Here is a 20,952-nt window from a genome sequence, read left to right as displayed (position 1 = left end):
AAGCCGCGTGGGCGGCAGGCGGACCGGCATGGCTGACCGGCATGCCGGACGGCCCACCAGATTTCACCCGCGCCGCGATCCTGGCCAGGGCAGACGCCGTCGCCGCCGGGTTCACCGCGCACACCGGGATCCGAATCGACGTCCCATTGGAACTGAGCGGGCGCGCCGCGCTGTCGGGCGCGGCACGGCGCGGACGCGTTTCCGTGGGTGGCGCGACCCGCCTGCTCGCGACCCGGGACGACTGGTGCGCGCTCACCTTGTCTCGCCTCGCCGACCTCGAAGCCGTCCCGGCTCTGCTGGAGACGGCGGCGCCGCCGGAAGATCCGTGGGCCGCGGTGACGGCGTGGGCCGCGCGTCGTTCCGCGGCGGCGGTGACCGAACGCGCGAAGCTGCTCGACATACCGGCCGCGATACTGGGCGAGACCCATGCCGCGACACCGCATGTCCGCCCGCTGGGTCCACGACGACGGCCGCGGCCGATGACCGGATGCCTCGTGGTCGACCTCACCTCCATGTGGGCGGGTCCGTTGTGCGGGCGGCTGCTCGCCGCGGCGGGCGCCACGGTGGTCAAGGTCGAGAGCCCGCGGCGACCCGACGGGCCACGCCGGGGCTCCCCCGCGTTCTTCGACTGGATGAACGCCGGAAAGCTGTCTTACGCCGCGGATTTCGATGCCGATGTCGCGGCATTGCGAGCGCTGCTCGAGGCGGCGGACGTGGTGCTGGAGGGTTCGCGTCCGGCCGCCCTGATCCGCCGGGGGATCGGTCCCGATCGGATCGCGAGCCGCCCGGGCCGGGTGTGGCTGCGCATCACCGCGCACGGGGTCGACGGCGCGAACGCCCATCGCCCGGGGTTCGGCGACGACACCGCGGTGGCGGGCGGACTGGTCGGCGGCACGGCAGCGGACCCCGTCTTCTGCGCCGACGCGATCGCCGATCCGCTCACCGGGCTCGAGGCCGCCCGCGCGGTCGCCGAGGCGGTCGCGCGCGGCGGTGGCGAATTGATCGAGTTGTCCATGGCGGCCGTCGCCGCGACGTACGCTGCGGCGCCACCGGGCCCGGCGGACCGGGTATACGCCGCTGTCGCGCCGACGCCACCGCCCGGCCCCCGGCCGCGCGCCTCCGCGCTCGGCGCGGACGCTTCCGCGGTCCACCGGATCATCGCCGCGCGGCGATCACGGAGCGAATGAGCGCACGCTCGGCGAGACCGCCCGAGATGCCGCGTTCGGTCGTCGGACACCGAGAACGATCGCGGCGGAATGCCCGCGGCAGCGCATCCGTACGGCGCAGCCTCTCTCTCATCGGACGGAAATCATATTTACGCAGTTGACCAGCAAGACGTAGCCATGGCGTAAGGCATTTGCGGGTACTGATACATCAGCATGTGATAACGTCATTCTCGTCAAAGTTGACGCAATCGGGTCGCGCGACGCCACGCTCTGCCCGACCGATCCGTCGCGCTATCGCGGAGGTGGTGATGAGCCCGAGCACCGGACACACCCTGAAATCGCCATCCGTCTCCGACGGTGCGGAACAGGACCCGGGCGGCGGTCCGCTCGACGAAGCCGATGCCGAGGAACTCACGCTGGCGGCCGAGGCGGCCGAGGCGGAGGCGCTGGCGGCCGAGGCGCGCGCGGAAGCGGCTCGCGCCCGTGTTCGCGCCGCCGAGCTACGCCGCCGAGCGCGCACCTCGCCACGGACAACCCGAGTAGCCACAGCGGGCGAACCTCGCGGCCAGCACGCTCCGATCGACCCTCCGGACACGCTCCCAGCCCATCCCGCCGCTGCGGACAGGTCGGCGGACGACGACACCGGGCACGCGACCGCAGCCGATCCCCTCCCTCGTCGCACCCGTCTCCGTAACGAACTCATCCGACGCCTTCGCCGTCGCTCCACGATGACCGTCGGCGCCCTCGTCGTGATCCTCCTCGCGCTGGCGAGCAGCGGATACATTGTCCGGCACCATCAGGACGTCACCGAGAACGACCGGCGCGCAGCGGAATTCACCGCCGCCGCGCGACAAGGAGTGGTCGCCTTGACGACGCTCGACTTCAACCGGGCGAAAGAGGACGTGCAGCGGGTTCTGGACAACTCCACCGGATCCTTTCGGGCCGACTTCCAGGCCCGGGCCACGGATTTCACGACCGTGATCCAGCAGTCTCGGGTCGCCACCGACGGCAAGGTGAACGCCACGGCGATCGAGTCGATGACCGAGGATTCCGCGGTCGTCCTCGTCGCCGCGACCTCACAGGTCACCAATTCGGCCGGGGCACGGCAAGAACCGCGCGCCTGGCGGCTGAGCGTGACCGTGACGCGGGACGGAGATCAACTCAGGATGTCGAAAGTCGAGTTCGTTCCATGACCGCCGACAGCGCGTCGGTCGCCGAGCGCGACGCCGGATCGACGCAGGACGCTCCCGAGTCGGCGAATACGCCGCCCGACACGCCCGATATGGGCAGCCGGAAGCCGAAGGCGCGCCGCTTGTCCCGCGCACTAAGCGCCGAGTACGCCCTACTCCTGCTCGCCGTGCTCGTCGTCACCTCGGTCGCCACCGCGGCGAGTTTGTTCTTCCTGCAGTACCGGCCGGACAACCGAACCGACGGCGACGCCGCGGCAGCGCTCGATGCCGCCTCCCGCGGCACGGTCGCGCTGTTGTCCTACACACCGGAAACCCTCGACCACGATCTCGACGCTGCGAAGTCCATGCTGACCGGCGACTTCCTGGCGTACTACAGTCAGTTCACCCAACAGGTTGTGGCGCCGGCCGCCAAGCAGAAGCAGGTCCGCACGAGCGCGACCGTCGTCCGGGCGGCGGTGTCGGAACTGCGGACCGACGATGCGGTGGTCCTGGTGTTCATCAACCAGACCACCACCAGCGCGGAGAAACCCGACCCCGCCTCGGCCGCCAGCAGCGTGCGGGTCACACTGCGCAAAGCCGATGGCGCGTGGCGAATCTCGGCATTCGACCCCGTCTGACCCGCTCCACCACCAGGTGCAGAAATGACATTGCAGCGGCAGCACGAAGGCCGCTCTTTCGCGGCGCTCACCGTCACCGCACGGCAGAAACGTGACTGGTTGCTGTTGCGCCACCACAGCTCGCTCGTCGCACACGGCCGCTGTTTCGGCAGAGGCGACATCCTCTCCCGCGACGGCGCTCTCATCGCCTCGTTCGCCCAGGAGGGCCTGCTGCGGTTTCGGCCGTGACCAGCCTCTGCGACTCCCCGACGCACGGAATGGACCCCCGCCATGGATCCGAACCCACAGTCACACGGGCACAACCCGACACACGGCCGCTACCGGGTCGTCCAGTGGGCGACCGGTGGCGTCGGAGCGCACGCGTTGCGAGCCGTGCTCGATCATCCCGACCTCGTGCTCGCCGGCGTGCGGGTGCACGATCCCGCCAAGGCGGGCCTCGACGCGGGCGCTCTGTGTGGGCCGGGCAGCGTCACCGGTGTCACCGCGACCACGGACATCGACGAGATCCTGGCACTCGGCGCCGACTGCGTGCTGTACATGCCGCGCCTGTTCGACGTCGACGACGTCTGCCGCCTACTGGTGGCCGGTGTCAACGTGGTCACCACCCACGGCGATCTCCGCCACCCCGACACCGTGGACCCTGCGCTGTGCGCGCGCATCGAAGCCGCGTGCTGGTTCGGCGGGGCCTCGATCCTGAGCACCGGAATCGCGCCGGGCTTCGTCACCGAAACCCTTCCCGTCGCGCTCAGCTCGATCCAGCGCAGGATCGACCGGATGTCGATCGAGGAGAGCGTCGACCTCACCCATCCGGGAACGCCGCGATTGCTGGTGGAGACAATGGGTTTCGGCGCTGCCCCGGCACCGTTCGACGAACAGCGCCTCGCCCACGCCACCCGGACCTTCGGTCCGTCGTTGCGACTGGTCGCCGACGCCGTCCGATTGCCACTCGACGCGTTCGACGTCGTCGGCGAGGTCGCGCTCGCCGAGCACGACGTGCCACTGGAGTTCACCACGCTCGCCGCGGGAACTGTTGCCGCACAGCGCATCACAATCTCCGGGCGTGGTGGAGGCCGCGTCCTGCTGCGATTGCGATCCACCTGGTACTGCACGGCCGCACTCCGGCCGGCCTGGCCGGTGCGCGAGACCGGATGGCATGTGGCGATCGACGGCGAGACCCCGATCGAGCTGGATGTACGCTATCCCGTCGACTCGGGCGGGATGAGTGCCATGTCACCGCGATACGCGGCCAACCGCGCCGTCAACGCCGTCACGTACCTGTGCGCCGCACCGCCGGGGATCCGCACCACCCTCGACCTGCCCCCACTGACCGCGAATCTCGGGTGATTCGCAACGCCAGTCACTCCGGAATGACAATATTCGAATTTGAGAGTGATATTCTCATACCTGTGGAGACAGGAGGCGCGCCGATCATGCGCAGCGAAACAGGCAGCACACGAGACGGTCTCGCGCGCTTCGAGCACACCGAGCAACGCGACCCCACGCCGGTCCCCGCGCACTCGTCCGGGACCACACGCGCGGGCGCGCCGCGAACTCGCGACCTTCGCGCGAGCCTCTGGAAGCACAGCCGTCCGTCGCGGCATGTCGCGACGGACGCCGACCGCCCGCTGCGGGTGACCGTACGGGACGTGCTCGACTACTTCGCGAAATGCCCCGACTGCGGATACCCGGCACAAGCGTCGGCGACGGTGCGGGAGCTGCGGGACGGGCGGGTCGAAACCGAAGTCCGGCCCAGTTGCGGACTTCCCTGCGGATGGCAGGGAATCCCGCAGATTTCCACGAGCGCAGCCGGTTCCGCACCGGCATGACCGTAGGCCCTCGTCGCGAAACACGGGGGTATCCGGCCGCATGGCACGGCCGGATCCGATTTTTCGCGTTCAGCCCACCGCGACGAGATCGGTACCGCCCCACAATCCGGTCAGCAACAGCTCACCGCTGCGGAACACCTCCGCGTCGCCGACGTGCGGAGCGGACGCACCCGCCGCCGTCAGCGCACAACCCTTGAACGCCTGCGCGGCGACACTGAGCCGGTGATGCACCGCGCCGAGCCTGCGGTCGAGTTCATCGGGCAGTTCCTCGCCCCACAACGCGACTTCGATCAAACCGTGGTCCAGACAGTCCAGCACGCCGTGCCGGACCCGGGCATCGGCGGCGAACAACTCCGGCGCCACCGCGACGGCATGCGGCCAGGTGTCGTGCACCGGGGTCGCCAGCGATCCCTCGAGATCCAAAACCGTGGCGCCGAGGATCTGCAGCGCCCGCGCGCCCGAGCAGTCGGCGAGCAGCACGGTCACCTCCCAGCCCGCCATCGTCCGGTCGCACAGCCAGCCGCCCGCGTGCCGCACCACGTCGACGGCGGTGGCGGCGACGACCGCGAGCCGATAGCGCAGCAGATGCTTGCGCGCGTGCGCGCGCCACCCGGCGGCCGAGTGCGCTCCACCGAGATCCCGGTCGACGGATTCGAAGTCTCGAGCAGTCATGCTCACCCTCCCTGCATTGGGCCCATCGGCCGATCTCGAGCGGTGGGGCTACGCCCCGCGGAGGTGACCGAGCATAGTCGGTAACACACTCTCGCAAGATGAAAGGTAGCTTCTCCAAATAGGAGAATCAATAGTTTGCGTCGCTTCGTACGCCGGATCGGGCAGCAGGAGTAGGCCGATCCGAGCGCCGCACGCCCTTGTCGCTCCAACCATGGATCGCCCATTCAACCAGCCGGATTGACTACCGTCGACAGGTTTGTAAATGTGATAGTCATATACGAGAAGAACATTCTCTCAACGACAGGAGCAGGCCGATGACGGTGAGCCCACTTCCGGAGGACCAGTGGGACGACGCGGTGGATGCCGCGCTGTCCCGCATGCTGCCCGCGCACCGCCGCAATCCGCGAGCGGCCGGAAACGCACTCGCGACCATGGTCCGCCATCCAGCGCTGACCAAGGCATTCCTCGGCTTCAACGTCCATCTGCTCTTCGGGTCCACGCTGGCGCCACGGCTGCGCGAACTCGCGATCCTGCGGGTAGCCCACCAGCGGGGCTGCGCGTACGAATGGCATCACCATGTCCAGATGGGCGCCGAGGCCGGGCTCACCGATGACGACATCGCCGCCGCACGGGGCGAGGCGAGCGCCACCGACGACTTCGACCGTCTGTTGCTGCGGGCCGTGGACGAACTCGGTGAGAAGTCGGCACTGTCCGAAGAGACCTGGGCCGCACTGGGCGAATGTCTCGACGAACGGCAACGCATGGATCTCGTCTTCACCGTCGGCGGTTACACGACGCTGGCGATGGCCTTCAACACCTTCGGCGTGCAGGTCGAACACTGACCAACCGTCGTCGCACCGGCGCTTTCCGAACCGGAAGCACCGGCGCGGCAACGTCTTCGCGCCTCAACCGCGGGGCAGGCCGAGCACTCGCTCGGCGATGATCGTGCGCTGGATCTCCGAGGTGCCACCGGCGATGGTGCCCGCGAAACTCCGGATGTAGCGCTCGAACCAGCCCGCGGAGAAGTGGTCCAGATTCAGGGGATTCGGGCGCGAACTCATCACGGGGTGGGCGAGCCCGTCCACCCCCACGGCGTTCAGCGCCTGTTCCGACGCCGATTGCACCGCCTCCGAACCGAGCACCTTGAGAATCGAAAGGGCTGGCACGTCCTGCTCGCCCCGCGCCTCCCGCGCCAAGGCGGCCGACCCGAGCAACCGCAGCGCGTGCGCGTCCATGACGAGCTTCGCGTAGGCGTCGCGGTCGAGCACCGTCCGGGGCCGGAAGTCCCCGAGTAGATCTTCCAGCCGATCGGCGTATCCCAGCCACAACAGCGTGCGTTCGTGGCCGAGCGAGCCGGTGGCCACCGACCAGCCGCGGTTCGGCGCACCGACCAGGTTCTCCGCGGGCACGCGGACGCCTTCGAAGTAGACCTCGTTGAAATCCAGGTCCTCCGGCGAGCACACCGAAGGGAACGGCCGTCGCGTCACCCCGGGTGTATCGGTCGGGATCAGCAGGACACTGATTCCCCGGTGCTTCGGGGCCGTGGGATCGGTGCGGACGAAGGTCAGCAGGACGTCGGCGTCGTGCGCACCGGAAGTCCACACCTTCTGGCCGTCCACCACGAATTCGTCCCCGTCGCGCACCGCCCTGGTGCGCAGCGAGGCCAGGTCCGATCCCGCGCCCGGCTCGCTCATGCCGAGCGCCGCGGTGATCTCGGCCCGCAGGATCGGCACCGCCCAGCGGCCCTTCTGTTCCTCGGTGCCGAACGACAACAGCGAGGCCGCGACGATCCCGACGCCCTGCGGATTGAAGCTGTGGTAGATCCGCCGCTTGGACAACTCCTCCAGATGCACGTACTGCTGCAACACCGTCGCGTTGCGCCCACCGAACTCCGGCGGATTCGCCGGGAGCAACCAGCCGTTGTCGAACAGCAGGCGCTGCCAGCGCCGTGCCCATTCCGGCACGTGCGCGCTGGAGCGGGAGCGCTCCGCTGCCTCGGCTTCGGTCGGCAGATGTTCGGTGAGAAAGGCGACGAACTCGGCGCGGAACGCTTCGACGTCCGGATCAAAGGTGAGCTGCACGGTACTCCTCGGCGATCAGCGCCCGGTGCTCGGCCGCGCCGCCGAGCATCAGCTCGCCGGCCTTGGCCCGCTTGAGCGCGAACTGTAGGTCGTTCTCCCAGGTGAAACCCATGGCGCCGAACAGCTGGAGACCGTGCCGGAAGACCAGCGCCTGACACTCCCCCGCGGCGGCCTTGGCCATGGCCGCCGCCATCCGCCGCCGCGGGTCGTCCGCGGCCAGACACAGCGCGGCGAAGTATCCCAGCGCGCGGGCGCGCTCGATCGCGATGTGCATATCGGCCGCCTTGTGCTGCACCGCTTGGAACGATCCGATGATCGCGTCGAATTGACGGCGGCCGCGCACATGGTCCAAAGCCAGATCGAGAACGCGCTGACAGGCGCCGACGGTGGTCAGCGCGAGCCCGGTGAGCGCGTGCTGACGAGCCCGCGCCGGATCGACCTCGCTGCGGTCGGCGTCGGTGACCCGCGCATCGGCGAACCGGACCTCCGCGACGTGCAGCACCGGATCGAAGACCGGTGTACGGCGCGCGGTCACCGCCGCGGCGGGCACGACGAACACACCGGCATCGGTGACCACGGCGAAACGCTCCGCGCGGTCGCCGTCGAGCACGTTGCGCGCGGTGCCATCCAACCGCCATCCCGAGCCGTCCCGTCTGGCTAGCACACCGGAATGCACTGCGGTGCAAGGCTGTTCGATCCGATCCACATCCGGGACCAAGGGCGCGAATTGCGACATCGACGCCAGGAAAGGAGTCGGATCGGTGGCGTGGCCCAGCTCTTCGAGCACGATGGCCAATTCGACGCTCAGCGCCGGATCCGTCAGTTCCGTCCAGCCGATGTCGACGTAGGTCTGCCACAGCGAGCCGGGTTCGAGGTCCTTGTCGACGATGTCACGGATCAGGGCGGGTGGGCACTGCTTCGCCGTGACCTCACGCGCCGTCTCGCGCAATAGTCGCTGGTCGGCGTCGAACTCGAACAGCATCTCAGCCCTCTTTCCCGGTCACAGCATCGCGTGCACCGATCTGAGAATAGCATTCTCATTTTGGAAAGTGGCAATTCGGTCCAGGTTCAGACGGCGTGCGCGTCGGAGACTCGGCCGGTCGCGCGAACAAGCGCCGCGTTGACGTCGCGGACGAACGTCAGCAGCGCCAGCAGTGTCGCGTCATCTTGCGGCAGACCACCGTCGAGCGCGGCGAGTTCCCCGGAGAGCGGGGCCACCGCCACCTCGGCCCGCACCGCGACGAGTTCGACCCGCACTCGCCGCCGGTCTTCCACATCGCGACGCCGTCGCACGTATCCCGCCCGCTCCAGCCGGTCGACGACCGTGGTGATCGCGCCGCCGCGCGTGACGCCGAGCCGGTCGGCCAGTTGCCCCGGGGTGAGCGGCCCCAGCATGCTCAGCAAGTTCAGTGCGCTGAGATCGGTGACCGTGATGCCGAGACGTGCTGCGACCGCCGAATGGAACACCACCGTCTGGGTGGCATGCTTGCGCAACTCTTCGCGCAATAGGCCCAGGGCTTCCTCGCGCACGTTCGGTGCCGACACGGCCACTCCTCCGCCTGAACCTCTCCGAGATCGAGATTCTCTTGATTCGAGAATAGCTTGCATCTCTGACAATGGACGGAGTCCGTACACCCCGACACACCGACGTGGTCACATCCGGTTCATTCGGCGGGATCAGCTGGTCGGCGGCACATCCGCCGCACGATGTGGGCGGGCACGGGCGATCCCGCACCGATCACTGGCCCCGCCGCGCCCTGGCACGTCGCTTACCCTCGTGCATGGCCTGAACCCGGGCCACTGGAATCGTGTGTCCCTCCTCGATCAGATCCGGAGGAAGATGCTGCGGGGCAGGCATCTCCGCCTGCCACGGATCGTCGTCACCGAGCAGGTCCGGCACGGTCCGCACAGTGAAATCGGATGGCGTCACCTCGTCGAGGTCCGACCAGCGCAGCGGGAACGACACGGTGACACCCGGACGGATACGCGGACTGTAGGCGGCGGCCACGGTGGCGCCACCCGCACGGGTGGCGTCGAGAAAGACCTTGCCGTGGCGGTCTTCCCGGATGAACGCTGTCGTGCCGACCGAAGGATCGATCCGCTCGGCTCGCGCCGCCACGGCCCGCGTCGCCGCGGCCGCGTCCTCGACATCGGTCCCCGGGACCACCGGCACGAACACGTGCAATCCTCTGGAACCGCTCGTCTTCACTGCTCCGGACAGCCCGTCCGCAGTCAGCGCTTCCCGGATCAGCCGGGCGCCTGCCACGGCGTCGGCGAAAGTCTGTCCCGGTGCGGGATCGAGATCGAGCACAAGATGTGTGGGTTCCGGTGCGGATTCCGCGAGGAACAGGGTCGGGTGGTATTCGACCGCCCGCTGATTACCGAACCAGATCAGGGTCCGCAGGTGGTCACAAAGCGCGTAGGTGATCTCCCGCCGCGAACTCTCCGCCCAGACCTTCGTCCGCGCCACCCACTCCGGCGTGTACTTCGGGAGGTTTTTCTGCATGAACGGCTCCTGCCCCGGCCGCACCCGTACCACCGACAGCGGCCGTCCGCGCAACACTCCCAGTAACCGTTCCCCGGCGAACTCCAGATAGTCCACCAGATCCCTTTTGCTCGCCTCGGCCTCGTCGAACAACGGCTGATCGAGATTGGACAATTCGACCCCGTGACGCAGCTCGCCTCCCGCCATCGCTCCACTCTCCCTACCACCGTGCGCCGGTCGATCACCGGGGTGTCGGGCAGCCACCATCGGACCACACCGTCGAGGCTCGGATCAGGATCCTTCGCCGCGTCGACCTGCCCGTACGGTACCAAGCCGCCTGCGCCACGCCATCCGTCGAGAGTGGGGAGCAACGGTTGGTCCCCACCCGCGGGGTCGGCGGGCCAGATCTTTCCACTGCGGGACAGGATGTCGTCGTGGACTTCCCGGGCCAGTCTGCACGCCACACCGTTGGGAGTGCGCTCGACGGGGGTGGTGCCAACCACGACGCTCAAGCCTCGACCAACAGCTCGCCGCGTTGGTCGCGATCAGGACGAGACAGCGACAACGGACCGGTAGGTGTGCGGGTCGTCGATGGCGTCGAGGAGATAGTCGGCGAGGTCGGCGCGCGAAGTGCGGGGACCGACCTTACCTTTCGCTCCCACCGAGACTCGCGGGCTGCCGTCGGCCTGCGCATCGGTCAATCCCGTGGGGCGGACGGAGGTCCAGCGCAGATCACTCTGCGCGAGTAGGTGTTCCATGCGCGCCATATCCGAGTAAGTGTGCCGCATAACCCTCCCAGGACGGCGGCGAGGACTCTGGCGCCCGGCCCCGCGTCCGCCGGGACGTCCAGCGCCGCCGAGGAGATCACCAGCAGTCGCCCGCCCGGACGCATGGCGGCGATGATCTCGGCGGTGGCTGCGGAGTAGACGGTGGCGGGGCCGCGCCCGGTCGCGCCGAGCGCGGAGATCACCGCGTCGTACCCGTCGAGCAAGCCGGTCAACGCTCCCGCGGCACACGGGTCGGCCGTCACCACGGTCGACCCGAGCGTGGGCGCCGCGGTAGTGGCCGGGCGGACGATCGCGGTGACGCGATGTCCTCGTGCCAGCGCCCGGTCGACCACCATCCGCCCCGTTCGGCCGGTGGCGCCCAGGACCGCGATGGCCGCCATCAGCGCGCCGCGGGCCGGGTGGCGGACTGGGTCAAGAAGGACACGGCCTCCATCAGCGGCTTGCGCTGGGTCTTCTGCACGGCCGCGATGCGCCACTGTCCGTCGGTGTCGCGGACGACGGTGTAGGTCGCGAGTTTGCCGAGCTTGCCCGGCTGCCGCTTCGAGGATTCGCCGCGGGTCACGACCACGGCGGCATCCGGTCCGTAGCAACGGATTTCGACGATGTCCACGGTCAGACGCGTGCCCTTCAGGAAGCTGTCGAACAGCGCTTGGTGGACCCGGCCGATCTCCGCACCGCCGTGGTAGACGGTGCCGACGTAGGTGATGTCCGTGGCGTCGTCGGTGAAGCAGGCGCCGTAGGCGGCGCCGTCGCCGCGATCCCACGCTTGCCTGCTGCGCTCGATGAGGGCGCGGATGGCGGCGGTGTCGGTGCTGGTGGTCATTTCGATCTCCTTCAGTCGGCCAGCAGGGCCAGGGCGGCCCGGCGGGGGAACAGCCGCGATACGGCGATGAGTGCCTGGTTGAACGGGCTGGTGAGTACGACGGAACCGGACCCGCGGGACAGAGCTTTTCGCGCACGGTCCACCACCTGCTCGGGTGTCTGGACCAGCCAGGGCGGTACGTCGGTGGCGGTTTGCGAGGCGGTGGCGGTGACGCCGGGGCACAGAGCCAGCACCCGTACGCCGCGTGCTCGCTGTTCGTGCCACAGCGTTTCGGACAAGGCCGTGACGAACGCCTTGGTAGCGCTGTAGACGGCGAGGCCCGGCTTCGGTATGTGCCCGAGCGTGGAGGACACGTTCACCAGGACGCCGCCGGGAGCGGCCGCACCGAGGAAGGCGTGGGCCAGCACGACCACCGCCCGGCAGTTCACCTCCAACGTGGCGATCGACGCTTCGAGCGCAACCTCGGTGAAATCGCCGTGCGCGGCGGTCCCGGCATTGTTGACCAGCAGCGTGTAACCACCGCCGCGAAGCCGTTCCGCGACCGCCCGCAGTCCCTCTTCGGTGCCGAGGTCGGCGGCGAGATAGTCGTGTCCGTCACCGAGTTCGGCGAGCAACATCTCCAGCGCTTCGATCCCGCGCGCCACGACGGTCACCGAATAGCCCTGCGCTGCCAGCGATTTCGCGAATGCGCGTCCGATCCCGGCACTGGCGCCGGTCACCAACGCTCTCACCGTTCGGCCTCCGGCTTCGTCGCCGGGTCGAACAGGAACGAGATGCGCTCCATGACCGGCTGCCGCTTGGTGTTGTGGAAACTGGCGATCCGCCACTGGCTGTCGGCTTCGCGCACCAACGTGTAAGTCTGCGTCTTGGACAACTCCGCCGGGCGATCGCCTTCGTAGCGGTCACCTCGGCTGGTGACGATCGCCACGTCGGCACCGTAGAAGCGCACTCCGAGAAAGGAGTCGGCGAGTTCGGTGCCCTTCAGGAATCCCGAGAACAGGGCCCGGTGCGCCTCGGTCAGATCGCGGCGGCCCACGTAGTGGGTGCCCAGAAAGGTGGTGTAGGTGGCATTTTCGGTGAAGGTCGCGCCGAACGCGTCGGCGTCGTTGCGGCCCCAGGCCGCCGTCATGGCGGCGATGGTCCCGCACACAGCCCGCAGTTCGTCGGCGTTGCCACCATCGGCGACGACCCGCGTGCACTCCATGACGCCGGCACTGCGGACATCCGAGGTCCGGTCCAGCCACAGGTACCCGCCTCCGCCGACGACGCCGAGCGTCAGCGCGGCGACCCCCACGGCTCGGACCACGGTGCGTCGTCGCGGACTGCGCGAGGTAGTCGGTTCGGTCCCTGCGATAGCCGACGTCATGGTGAAATCCTTCCCACAGCATTTACTGCTTACAAGATGTTTCATCTTTGGTGCAGTTTCTTCGTTAGAGAAGAGATTAGAGAAGATGCCTCAGCCTTGTCAATACGTCCGCATGAGGCCGATCCCGACCGCGCTGCCCTATCCACTCTGGGGCGGCAACGTGCGCAGGCCCGGTCTCGTCGAGGCCGAGTGCGCCTCGGCGGTTGCCTGTCCGTTCATCGCTTCTTCACCCCCGGAGCGGTCGCAGAGCGGCACGATGAAGTGATGCGGCGGATGTGCGCAGCCGGTGTGGTAGCGGGGCTCGTGGCGGGCGGTGCGCTGACGGCGGCGGGACCGGTGGCGGCCGATGGTCCGGCCGCGTTCGATCTGCAAGCCCATCGAGGTGGGGCGGGGCTGGTGGCGGAGAATACGCTGCCCGCGTTCGCGAACGCGTTGGAACTCGGGGTGAGCACGCTGGAGCTGGACGTGCAGATCACCGCGGACGGATACGCGGTGGTCACCCACGATCGCGATCCGAGTCCGGCGAAGTGCGTGGACACGGCGCCGGCCGTCGCGGGCGACCCGAAGTTCCCGTATGTGCCGGGGACCACCTACATCCGGGACCTGACGCTGGCTCAGGTGCGGACGATCGATTGCGGTTCGGTGCCGTCCGCGGATCACCCGGAGCAGCGCAGGACGCCGGGAGCGCGAATGCCGTTGCTGGCCGAGGTATTCGATCTGGTGCGCGCGTATGGCGCCGATCAGGTGATGCTGAACATCGAGACCAAGGTCGAGGCCGCCGCCCCGGAACAGACCGCGCCGCGCGAGCAGTTCGTGGACGTCGTCGTGGCGGAGATCCGCCGGGCGGGCATCGGGCGGCAGGTCACTGTCTAGAGTTTCGACTTCGGCGCCTTGACGCGCCTGCGGGAGGTGGCCCCCGAGCTGCCGACCGTCGCGTTGACCGACGGCCGGCCGAAATTGCAAGCCGGAGAGCCCGGTGGCTCACCGTGGCTGGGTGGTATGGATATCGACGACTTTCCGGGATCGTTGCAGGAGAAGTACGTCGCGGCCGCGGCGGCCATCGGCGCGGCCGCGATCTCGCCGGTGCACGGCACTCCGCAGGACGGCACCGTCACCGACCCCGGCTACCGGCCGTTCACCACGCCCGAACTCGTCCGCGCCGCACATCGCCGCGGCATGCGGGTGGTGCCATGGACGGTCGATGACCAGCCCACCATGACCGCTCTGCTCGACCTCGGGGTGGACGGTCTCATCACGAATCGCCCGGACGTACTCCGCACACTGCTGTCCGACCGCGGGTACCGCCTACCACCGGCATACCACCGATCCTGAGCGATCCCGCGCGGCCGACCTGGCATGCGGACTGCCCCGATCGGGACGGCGACGCGGCCACCGCTCACCTTTCCGCGATCGGGTAGACGGGTCCCGTGATCAACCGAGAGTTCTCAGCAGTTCGTCCGCCACTCCTGCGGAGGAAGCCGGATTCTGGCCGGTGATCAGCGTGCGGTCCACCACCACATTCGGCGCCCACGGATCGGCCTCCCGGAAGTCGGCGCCGATCTCGACGAGCCGGTCCTGCAACAACCATCGGGCCTTGTCCGCGAAGCCCGCTTGGGCCTCTTCGGCATTGGTGAACCCGGTCAAGGCATAGCCCGCGAACAGGTTCGCGCCATCTTCACCCTTGGCGGCGAGCAGAGCCGCGGGCGCATGGCACACGACCGCCAGCGGCTTGCCGGAGGTCAGGATGGTGGCGAGCAGCCGACCGGAGTCGGCGTCGACCGCGAGATCTTCCATCGGCCCGTGCCCGCCGGGGTAGAACACCGCCGCGTAGTCGGCGAGGTCCACCTTCGCCAGGTCGACGGGGTTGTTCAGCTCGGCGCTCGTGGCGATCACCCGCGCTCGATGGTCTGCGGTCTCCTGACCGTCGTTGGCCTCGGGCGCGAGGCTGCCTTTGTCCACGCTCGGTACGACGCCGCCGGGCGTGGCCACCACGATCTCGTGTCCCGCCCCTTTCAGCCTTTCGAAGGGCACCACGAATTCCTCGGCCCAGAAGCCGGTCGGGTGCTTCGTCCCGTCGGCCAGCGTCCAGTGGTCGACTCCCGTCATCACGAAAAGGATCTTCGACATGGTGTGTTGTCTCCGTCGTCCGGAACCCGCTCGGTCGGGGTTCGCGTCATCGAGTCCCGTCGCGCTGGTCCACGTGGCACCTGGAGGTATCGATCCCACGCGTCTGGATCGTCAGCGACGACACTGTCGACGCTAGCCTTCGGCAACCATGGAATACCAATAAGAAGACCGATTTCAGACATCGGTTTCTCAATGGATCTTCGCAGACGACTTCGATTCGCGGCCGTTCCCGTTTCACTTTTTCCTTGGGCCGGGCGATGCGCAGTCACGAGCCGGTCACCGGTCGGTCACGCAGCACCGCCCCTCCCGCCTGACCTGGACTTGTTTACGCGCCATACTGGACCGGTGACGGAGATAGGTCAGTGCGAGCAGGAGACTGCACGCAAGATGCTCGGTGGTTGCCCCGATATCGGCAGCTTTAGTTTCTGGTTCGCCGACCAGCGGTGGGAATGGTCGGACGACGCCGCCACGATTTACGGGTACGCACCGGGAGAAGCCGAGCCGTCCACCGAACTTCTGCAACGCCACCTGCACCCCGACGACCGCGAGCGCGTCGCCCAGACGCTCGCCGAGGCCATCGAGACCGCGTCGCCGTTCTGCACGCGTCACCGGATCATCGACACCGAGAACGAGACGCACGACGTGATCGTCATCGGCGACCAGCTGTTCGACGAGCAGGGCGCCGTGGTGGGTTCCTCCGGTTACCTCATCGATGTCACCGAGACGCTCGAAGACAACCGGCAGGAAGCCCTCGACGACCTGCTGCCGGACGTGATCGACGCGCGCGCGGTGATCGAACAGGCCAAGGGCGTCGTGATGTTCGTCTACGGCGTCAACGCCGATCAGGCGTTCCGGGTCCTGCGGTGGCGCTCGCAGGAGACCAACATCAAGATCCGCGCGCTGGCCGAGCAGCTCGTCGCCGACGTCGTCGCGATGGGTGGTGCGCTGGTTCAGCAGCGCACCCGCTTCGATCATCTCCTGCTGACCCTGCACCGACGGGTCACGTCCACGGATTCCGTCTCGGACTGACCGACCGGTGTGCGGGGTCCGGTCGCTGCCGAACGGATCATCGGCCCCCGCTCCCGTGTGGGTGGATTGGGCCGTGCCCATTGCCAACAAGACAGATCTGTCTCTATCTTTTAACGAGACAGATCTGTCTCTTTAAGCACGGCGGATGGGAGTCCTTCATGGCTACGGAATCGACGGCAGAGGACCTGCTCGGGCGCGGAGCGGGCGCATGATCATCGGAGCCGCCGAAGAGGCGCCTGCCACGATGCTGGCCGCCCATCACATCGAATTCGGCGCGCCGCTCGCCGTGGGCGAACTGCCCCGGCCGGTTCCGCTCCCCGGGGAGGTACGGATCAAGGTCGCGGCGACGAGCGTCAACCCCGTCGACATGCACACCGGTCGCGGGAACGGCTACGTCCAGTCGATGACACTTCCGCTCATCCCGGGCTGGGACGTGGCGGGAACCGTCGATGCGGTCGGGTACGGCGTGGCGCGGCACCGAGTCGGCGACCCGGTCTTCGGCTTGGCCCGGTTCCCCCATCCGGCCGGGGCTTACGCGGAGTACGTGACGGCGCCCGCACACCACGTGGTGCGCGCTCCGGCAGGCCTCACCATGATGGAGGCGGCCGCGCTGCCGTTGTGCGGGCTGACCGCCTGGCAGATGCTCCGAGCGGCGAAGGTGGAGCGGGGCAAGCGTGTCCTGATCGACGGCGCCTCCGGCGGTGTCGGACACCTCGCCGTGCAGATCGCTCGCGCGCTCGATGCGGAAGTGATCGCGCTCGCTCGGCCCGAGCACCACTCGCTGGTCACCTCATGGGGCGCCGACGACTGCGTGGACTATCGGGACGCCGCGGCGGTGGCCGCCATCGACATGGCCGACGCCTTGTGCGATGTCGTAGGCGGCGATCTGGCCCTACGGCTGTTCGACCGGATCGCCCCGGGCGGCTGCGCTGCGCTCGCCTTGGGTTGGGCAGTCCCGGACTACCGGGCTGAGGCTGATGCGCGTGGGATCGACGCGGTGTCCTGCTTGGTCGACCCGGATCCCGTAGGCCTGAGAGCCTTATCCGAACTCGCGGAAGCCGGTTCCTTGCGCGTGCACATCGGAGCGACCTTCGGCCTCGCGGAGGCGAGTCGGGCACAGCAGTGGGTGACCAGCCGATCCGGCATCGGCAAGGCCGTCATCGTGATGCCGGACTCGGCGGAATGACCACCCAGCGAACCGGGACGCCGGCAGCCCCGCCCCGGCAACAGGGCACCGCCGGTTCACGCGCCCCCCGGCTGCGTGGGCCGGCGCTTCGAGAAGCGGTGCTCGACATCGCCTGTCAACTCTTCTACGACAACGGTGTGCATGCCGTCGGTGTGGATGAGGTCGTGCGCCGCGCCGGCATCGCCAAAGCCAGCCTCTACCGGTGGTTCCCCACCAAAGACGCGCTCATCCTCGCGGTTCTCGACCGAATCGACCAGCAACTGTGGGCACGGTGGGACGAGGTGGCGAAGCAGTTCGCCGACGATGCCGAGGCAGAGCTGCGGACCCAGATCACGTGGATGACCGACATGGCGGCATCACCTGGATACCGAGGCTGCGCCTTCGTCAACACGGCGGCCGAATTCTCCGAGAGCCATGACGAGATCCGTGACCGCTGTCTCCAGCACGAGCGGGAACTGGGCATGCGCCTTCGCAGGCTTGGTCGACGCCTTGCCGTGCCCGACCCCGATTCCTTCGCCGACCAGCTCCAGTTGGGGATCGTCGGCACATTCACCACCTCGGGCCTGTTCTCCAGCGCGGGCCCCGGGCGGCGACTCCCCGCGCTCCTCGACGCGATACTGGCGGCGAATCTCGGTCGCTGAGTGCAGCGCCACTGTGGGCAAGGCTGCTGAGCGACCGCACCGCGGCGGACCGAATGCCGGATCATCGCCGTCGGGCCCGCTGGGCTGCCTCGCGATCGGTGATGATCTGCTTGCGGCGCTGCGTCATCGCTTCGGCGGGTGAGCCGGCGCCGACGATCGCCTCGAACACCGCGCGTGCGTCCTCGAGCGCGTCACGTGCGCCGACTCCGGCGGCCGGAGTGATGGCGTGGTCGGCGTCACCGATCAGGAGCACCGAATCCTGAGGCGCGCGCGCTCCGTCCAGGGGAACGTCGCGGGCGTTGCTGACGTGCAACAGTTCCGTGTGCGACAGTAAATCCGACACCAGCGCCTCGATGGAAGGCGTTGCGGCCAAGATGGTTTCGGCCCATTCACCGGTCGGCCGCATCCCGATATCGTCGCGGGAAGCGGGGAGGGGTTCGCGCGGGATCCGCACGAACCACAGAGCCGCCGGATCCTCTGGGCGCCAGATGTGCCCGAAAGTACTGCCGGCACTGCCGTCTTCGGCGACCTCGGCGAAGAAGTGCAGGACCGCGGGTGCGGTGGCCGGCGGGGAATCCAATGGCGTGCCGGTCATCCCGTACAGCACGACGTCACCGGCGTAGACCGGGATGCGGCCGGGTTCCAGGCCCGCGCGGACCACGGAGTCGATACCGTCGGCGCCGACCACCAGTCCCTCGGCGGCGACGACGTCCGCGCCGCGCCGGATCTCGTGGCCGTCGTCACCCGAGGTCACCTCGGTGATCGGCTCGCCGTAGCGCAGCTCCGCGCCGGAGCCGGCGACGAACTCCGACAACACACCCATGAGGTTGCGGCGCAACCAGAAGCGATGACCGCGACTGGGCATTTCGCTGCGCCGACCGCGACTGTCTTCATAGTCGAGCCCCGCCAGCGGATACGAAACCGCGTGCAGCGCCGAACGATCGACGCCCATCGCCTCCATCGCGTCGTGCCCGCGCCCATCGATGAACAGAAACGCCCCGGCTCCGGGACCGGGGCGCTGCTGCTCGTAGACCGTTACCTGACGACCTTTCCGCGCGAGACCACCGGCCAGGCAACTACCCGCGATCCCACCACCGATAACACTGACCATGTAACTGCGATCTCCTAGCGTTGTCGTGCCGACGGCCACCCGCTGGGAGGGGCACTCATCCAGATTGCCATGCTCGGCCGAACCTTCGCCGAGGACTGATCGACCGAGCGCGGGATGGCGCCTCCGCAGAGCACGTCTCACGATGGCAGAGCGGGCCACCCAGTCCAAAAGCTCTTCGTGGCAACAGAATCCGAGTGGGCACGGGTCGACACATGCGCTCCCCCATCGCATCGACGGTGCTCAGCTCGGTGGAATTCGCTTCAGGCTGCCGACACTGAGCGATCCACTCGCCCCGGTGCGCAGTGTCGCCTCCGCCGCGCGGACATAGCCGAGAGGGTCTTTGTCTACGGGCTCGACGCCGGCGTAATTGCTCGCTTCGTAGGCGGCGAAGGCGACGGCGAGTTGGTGGCGGCGCGCCAACCCGGCCAGGCGGCGGAAGTCGGTGAGCCCCTCACGTTCTTCCTCGGCCATATGGTCGCTGTTGGCCAGGTTCGCCGCAGCTACGGCCGCGTACCAATCGTCGGTGCCGACCTGGTGTCGCGCTACTTCGGCGACCGCGTCCCTGATCTCGTTGTGGTCGTGGATGGCGTCGAGTGTCTCGTCCTCCGTCCCGCTCGCGCGCCGGGCCGCGATCCCTGCCTGGAGCAGCTCGGGATAGAAGATCTCCTCCTCGGCCTGCGCGTGCAGCTCGAGGAAGGCCGCCAGTCTGTCCCAGATCGCGGACAGCGCGGCGGTTTCCCCGCGATCGATCTGCTCCAGGATCGCGAACAGCCGCCGCTGCTCGTGATGGTCATCGAGAATCAGCTCGGTAATGTCCACATTTCCTCCCTGACGCCGCGTTCGAGTAAGCATTGGACTCGACGACCGACTGCCGCGCGGGCAGCCGGAACGTCCATGGGAACCTGACGACAACGTACTACCGAGCCGCGGCCCGACGCTCACATTCCGCCGCGGAACCCGCATGGATACCCGATCGCGAGCATCAACGACAAAGTGCCTCGCCGTGAAACGGCTGACCGAACCTCGGGAGCGACAGCGTTGCGACCGATCCTCCGTTTCCGCGTGGTAGGTGTGGGTAGCTCGGTGGTGGTGAGGTTCGCTCGGCTCGGTGGGAGGAACGGTGTCTCGTTCGCTGATGAAGGTGATTTCCGCGGCCGCGCTGGTGTGCGGCCCGGTTTCCGTCGGAGCCGGTGCGGCGGCCGGTGTACCGCAGTTGCCGTTGCCGCCGATCGGCGGTGGATCGGGGATCGTGATCGATGACCTGGCCGAGTGCACGCTCACCGCCATCGGCTACGACGCGGCCGGCAGGCTGGTCGGTTTGACGGCGGGGCATTGCGGCGAGCCCGGGGCGCAGGTGGCGTCGGTGACCTATCCCAGCTATGGGGTGCTGGGGCGGTTCGTCTACGCCGATCACGAACTGGACTACGCGATCATCCAATTCGATGACACGCGGGTCGCTCCAGCCCGCGACGTCGGTGGTTTCGCCATCGACGGCCTCGGCGCACCCGCGCGATTTCCCGACGTGGTGTGCAAGAAGGGCCGCACGACCGGCCGAACCTGCGGTGTCGCCTGGGGCGACATGATGGGCCGCGGCAGCGACACCTGGACCCAAATGTGTGTGCTCAAGGGCGATTCCGGCGCGCCGGTGGTGATCGGTTCGACCCTGGTCGGCATGGTCAACGCCTACTGGGGCATGGGGTGTCTCGGGCCCGAGGTGGGAACCGACATCAACGCCATCCTCGCCGACATCGACTCCCGCGACGACGTCGGCGCCGGATTCCGTCCCATCTGATCCCAGCAGTGTGACCAGCACGCGGGTCGAGCGAACTTCGGCATCGCAGTAG

Annotated in this window: 25 protein-coding genes and 1 pseudogene; 13 read left to right on the top strand and 13 right to left on the bottom strand. The window is 68.3% G+C overall.

The annotated features are described in order from the left end of the window. Positions 1–41 precede the first annotated feature (41 nt). The 6 genes from ACWESM_RS20520 (at position 42) to ACWESM_RS20495 (ending at position 4,799) form a co-directional block, all read left to right on the top strand. Entirely contained in the window at positions 42–1,187 is a 1,146-nt protein-coding gene (locus tag ACWESM_RS20520) for a CoA transferase (protein WP_452493387.1), read from the top strand. A 287-nt stretch (positions 1,188–1,474) separates the two neighbouring features. Then, positions 1,475–2,359: a hypothetical protein gene (locus ACWESM_RS20515; RefSeq protein ID WP_452493128.1), complete on the top strand. Its 885-nt coding sequence runs from the start codon at positions 1,475–1,477 to the stop codon at positions 2,357–2,359. Then, the gene (locus tag ACWESM_RS20510) at positions 2,356–2,973 is read left to right on the top strand and encodes a twin-arginine translocation pathway signal (protein WP_452493126.1); all 618 of its coding nucleotides are present in this window, start codon (positions 2,356–2,358) and stop codon (positions 2,971–2,973) included. The genes ACWESM_RS20515 and ACWESM_RS20510 overlap by 4 nt, the downstream gene beginning before the upstream one ends. A gap of 24 nt (positions 2,974–2,997) precedes the next feature. After that, the gene (locus ACWESM_RS20505) at positions 2,998–3,201 is read left to right on the top strand and encodes a hypothetical protein (protein ID WP_452493124.1); all 204 of its coding nucleotides are present in this window, start codon (positions 2,998–3,000) and stop codon (positions 3,199–3,201) included. Positions 3,202–3,243: 42 nt separating this feature from the next. After that, a complete protein-coding gene (locus tag ACWESM_RS20500) occupies positions 3,244–4,317 on the top strand; it encodes an NAD(P)H-dependent amine dehydrogenase family protein (RefSeq protein WP_452493122.1) in 1,074 nt (357 codons plus the stop codon). A gap of 86 nt (positions 4,318–4,403) precedes the next feature. Beyond that, positions 4,404–4,799 carry a hypothetical protein gene (locus ACWESM_RS20495; protein WP_452493120.1) on the top strand — a complete coding sequence of 132 codons (396 nt, stop codon included), beginning with the start codon at positions 4,404–4,406 and terminating at the stop codon, positions 4,797–4,799. A 69-nt stretch (positions 4,800–4,868) separates the two neighbouring features. On the opposite strand, the gene ACWESM_RS20490 is transcribed toward ACWESM_RS20495, so the two are convergent. Beyond that, complete coding sequence (locus tag ACWESM_RS20490) at positions 4,869–5,381, bottom strand: hypothetical protein (RefSeq protein ID WP_452493385.1); 513 nt, start codon at positions 5,379–5,381, stop codon at positions 4,869–4,871. 404 nt (positions 5,382–5,785) lie between these two features. Between ACWESM_RS20490 and ACWESM_RS20485 the strand changes: the two genes are divergently transcribed. Then, a complete protein-coding gene (locus ACWESM_RS20485) occupies positions 5,786–6,313 on the top strand; it encodes a carboxymuconolactone decarboxylase family protein (protein WP_452493119.1) in 528 nt (175 codons plus the stop codon). 63 nt (positions 6,314–6,376) lie between these two features. On the opposite strand, the gene ACWESM_RS20480 is transcribed toward ACWESM_RS20485, so the two are convergent. From ACWESM_RS20480 to ACWESM_RS20440, 9 genes are all read right to left on the bottom strand, one after another. After that, positions 6,377–7,552: an acyl-CoA dehydrogenase family protein gene (locus tag ACWESM_RS20480; RefSeq protein ID WP_452493117.1), complete on the bottom strand. Its 1,176-nt coding sequence runs from the start codon at positions 7,550–7,552 to the stop codon at positions 6,377–6,379. Further along, complete coding sequence (locus ACWESM_RS20475) at positions 7,536–8,534, bottom strand: acyl-CoA dehydrogenase family protein (RefSeq protein ID WP_452493115.1); 999 nt, start codon at positions 8,532–8,534, stop codon at positions 7,536–7,538. Before ACWESM_RS20475 ends, ACWESM_RS20480 begins: the two co-directional genes overlap by 17 nt. A gap of 86 nt (positions 8,535–8,620) precedes the next feature. Next, positions 8,621–9,097, bottom strand: coding sequence for a MarR family transcriptional regulator (locus ACWESM_RS20470; protein ID WP_452493114.1), 477 nt, complete (start codon positions 9,095–9,097; stop codon positions 8,621–8,623). 193 nt (positions 9,098–9,290) lie between these two features. Further along, the gene (locus tag ACWESM_RS20465) at positions 9,291–10,244 is read right to left on the bottom strand and encodes a DNA polymerase domain-containing protein (RefSeq protein WP_452493112.1); all 954 of its coding nucleotides are present in this window, start codon (positions 10,242–10,244) and stop codon (positions 9,291–9,293) included. A 338-nt stretch (positions 10,245–10,582) separates the two neighbouring features. Then, complete coding sequence (locus tag ACWESM_RS20460; protein ID WP_452493110.1) at positions 10,583–10,795, bottom strand: NAD(P)H-binding protein; 213 nt, start codon at positions 10,793–10,795, stop codon at positions 10,583–10,585. Then, entirely contained in the window at positions 10,735–11,205 is a 471-nt protein-coding gene (locus tag ACWESM_RS20455) for an NAD(P)-dependent oxidoreductase (protein ID WP_452493108.1), read from the bottom strand. The genes ACWESM_RS20460 and ACWESM_RS20455 overlap by 61 nt, the downstream gene beginning before the upstream one ends. Beyond that, the gene (locus tag ACWESM_RS20450) at positions 11,205–11,648 is read right to left on the bottom strand and encodes an SgcJ/EcaC family oxidoreductase (RefSeq protein WP_452493106.1); all 444 of its coding nucleotides are present in this window, start codon (positions 11,646–11,648) and stop codon (positions 11,205–11,207) included. Before ACWESM_RS20450 ends, ACWESM_RS20455 begins: the two co-directional genes overlap by 1 nt. Before the next feature lie 11 nt (positions 11,649–11,659). Further along, positions 11,660–12,367: an SDR family NAD(P)-dependent oxidoreductase gene (locus ACWESM_RS20445; protein ID WP_452493104.1), complete on the bottom strand. Its 708-nt coding sequence runs from the start codon at positions 12,365–12,367 to the stop codon at positions 11,660–11,662. 8 nt (positions 12,368–12,375) lie between these two features. Beyond that, positions 12,376–13,014 (bottom strand): SgcJ/EcaC family oxidoreductase, encoded by a 639-nt coding sequence (locus tag ACWESM_RS20440; RefSeq protein ID WP_452493102.1) that lies wholly within the window; start codon positions 13,012–13,014, stop codon positions 12,376–12,378. A 112-nt stretch (positions 13,015–13,126) separates the two neighbouring features. Here ACWESM_RS20440 and ACWESM_RS20435 point away from each other — a divergent pair, with 112 nt between their 5' ends. Both ACWESM_RS20435 and ACWESM_RS20430 read left to right on the top strand, forming a co-directional pair. Beyond that, the gene (locus ACWESM_RS20435; protein ID WP_397282391.1) at positions 13,127–13,279 is read left to right on the top strand and encodes a hypothetical protein; all 153 of its coding nucleotides are present in this window, start codon (positions 13,127–13,129) and stop codon (positions 13,277–13,279) included. Next, a pseudogene (locus ACWESM_RS20430) lies at positions 13,279–14,346 on the top strand (glycerophosphodiester phosphodiesterase family protein). The gene ACWESM_RS20435 and the pseudogene ACWESM_RS20430 overlap by 1 nt, the downstream one beginning before the upstream one ends. Before the next feature lie 99 nt (positions 14,347–14,445). Here ACWESM_RS20430 and ACWESM_RS20425 read toward each other — a convergent pair. After that, positions 14,446–15,141, bottom strand: coding sequence for a type 1 glutamine amidotransferase domain-containing protein (locus ACWESM_RS20425; RefSeq protein WP_364438913.1), 696 nt, complete (start codon positions 15,139–15,141; stop codon positions 14,446–14,448). Between the two features lie 345 nt (positions 15,142–15,486). Here ACWESM_RS20425 and ACWESM_RS20420 point away from each other — a divergent pair, with 345 nt between their 5' ends. From ACWESM_RS20420 to ACWESM_RS20410, 3 genes are all read left to right on the top strand, one after another. Continuing rightward, positions 15,487–16,170 carry a PAS and ANTAR domain-containing protein gene (locus ACWESM_RS20420; protein ID WP_452493099.1) on the top strand — a complete coding sequence of 228 codons (684 nt, stop codon included), beginning with the start codon at positions 15,487–15,489 and terminating at the stop codon, positions 16,168–16,170. Positions 16,171–16,378: 208 nt separating this feature from the next. Next, on the top strand, positions 16,379–17,356 hold the full coding sequence (locus ACWESM_RS20415; RefSeq protein ID WP_452493097.1) for an NADP-dependent oxidoreductase: 978 nt from the start codon (positions 16,379–16,381) through the stop codon (positions 17,354–17,356). Continuing rightward, complete coding sequence (locus ACWESM_RS20410) at positions 17,353–17,997, top strand: TetR/AcrR family transcriptional regulator (protein WP_355075079.1); 645 nt, start codon at positions 17,353–17,355, stop codon at positions 17,995–17,997. The genes ACWESM_RS20415 and ACWESM_RS20410 overlap by 4 nt, the downstream gene beginning before the upstream one ends. 61 nt (positions 17,998–18,058) lie before the next feature. Here the strand turns inward: ACWESM_RS20410 and ACWESM_RS20405 are convergent, their stop codons facing one another. Then, positions 18,059–19,108 carry an FAD-dependent oxidoreductase gene (locus tag ACWESM_RS20405; RefSeq protein ID WP_364438901.1) on the bottom strand — a complete coding sequence of 350 codons (1,050 nt, stop codon included), beginning with the start codon at positions 19,106–19,108 and terminating at the stop codon, positions 18,059–18,061. 240 nt (positions 19,109–19,348) lie between these two features. Continuing rightward, on the bottom strand, positions 19,349–19,927 hold the full coding sequence (locus tag ACWESM_RS20400; RefSeq protein ID WP_355075075.1) for a hemerythrin domain-containing protein: 579 nt from the start codon (positions 19,925–19,927) through the stop codon (positions 19,349–19,351). Positions 19,928–20,228: 301 nt separating this feature from the next. On the opposite strand from ACWESM_RS20400, the gene ACWESM_RS20395 reads away from it, so the two are divergent. After that, positions 20,229–20,900 carry a serine protease gene (locus ACWESM_RS20395; protein WP_452493095.1) on the top strand — a complete coding sequence of 224 codons (672 nt, stop codon included), beginning with the start codon at positions 20,229–20,231 and terminating at the stop codon, positions 20,898–20,900. Positions 20,901–20,952: the final 52 nt, after the last annotated feature.

Source organism: Nocardia sp. NPDC003999, assembly GCF_053604885.1.
Note: the sequence above shows the minus strand (reverse complement) of the source record. Positions and strands in the feature narration are given on the sequence as shown.

Bases quoted from the DNA above. Each gene is read 5' to 3' on its own strand.
- ACWESM_RS20410 (WP_355075079.1), top strand. From the start codon at position 17,353: ATGACCACCCAGCGAACCGGGACGCCGGCAGCCCCGCCCCGGCAACAG.
- ACWESM_RS20435 (WP_397282391.1), top strand. From the start codon at position 13,127: ATGAGGCCGATCCCGACCGCGCTGCCCTATCCACTCTGGGGCGGCAAC.
- ACWESM_RS20510 (WP_452493126.1), top strand. From the start codon at position 2,356: ATGACCGCCGACAGCGCGTCGGTCGCCGAGCGCGACGCCGGATCGACG.
- ACWESM_RS20405 (WP_364438901.1), bottom strand. From the start codon at position 19,108: ATGGTCAGTGTTATCGGTGGTGGGATCGCGGGTAGTTGCCTGGCCGGT.
- ACWESM_RS20450 (WP_452493106.1), bottom strand. From the start codon at position 11,648: ATGACCACCAGCACCGACACCGCCGCCATCCGCGCCCTCATCGAGCGC.
- ACWESM_RS20495 (WP_452493120.1), top strand. From the start codon at position 4,404: ATGCGCAGCGAAACAGGCAGCACACGAGACGGTCTCGCGCGCTTCGAG.
- ACWESM_RS20485 (WP_452493119.1), top strand. From the start codon at position 5,786: ATGACGGTGAGCCCACTTCCGGAGGACCAGTGGGACGACGCGGTGGAT.
- ACWESM_RS20460 (WP_452493110.1), bottom strand. From the start codon at position 10,795: ATGGAACACCTACTCGCGCAGAGTGATCTGCGCTGGACCTCCGTCCGC.
- ACWESM_RS20455 (WP_452493108.1), bottom strand. From the start codon at position 11,205: ATGGCGGCCATCGCGGTCCTGGGCGCCACCGGCCGAACGGGGCGGATG.
- ACWESM_RS20520 (WP_452493387.1), top strand. From the start codon at position 42: ATGCCGGACGGCCCACCAGATTTCACCCGCGCCGCGATCCTGGCCAGG.
- ACWESM_RS20425 (WP_364438913.1), bottom strand. From the start codon at position 15,141: ATGTCGAAGATCCTTTTCGTGATGACGGGAGTCGACCACTGGACGCTG.
- ACWESM_RS20475 (WP_452493115.1), bottom strand. From the start codon at position 8,534: ATGCTGTTCGAGTTCGACGCCGACCAGCGACTATTGCGCGAGACGGCG.
- ACWESM_RS20415 (WP_452493097.1), top strand. From the start codon at position 16,379: ATGATCATCGGAGCCGCCGAAGAGGCGCCTGCCACGATGCTGGCCGCC.
- ACWESM_RS20515 (WP_452493128.1), top strand. From the start codon at position 1,475: ATGAGCCCGAGCACCGGACACACCCTGAAATCGCCATCCGTCTCCGAC.
- ACWESM_RS20465 (WP_452493112.1), bottom strand. From the start codon at position 10,244: ATGGCGGGAGGCGAGCTGCGTCACGGGGTCGAATTGTCCAATCTCGAT.
- ACWESM_RS20440 (WP_452493102.1), bottom strand. From the start codon at position 13,014: ATGACGTCGGCTATCGCAGGGACCGAACCGACTACCTCGCGCAGTCCG.
- ACWESM_RS20500 (WP_452493122.1), top strand. From the start codon at position 3,244: ATGGATCCGAACCCACAGTCACACGGGCACAACCCGACACACGGCCGC.
- ACWESM_RS20505 (WP_452493124.1), top strand. From the start codon at position 2,998: ATGACATTGCAGCGGCAGCACGAAGGCCGCTCTTTCGCGGCGCTCACC.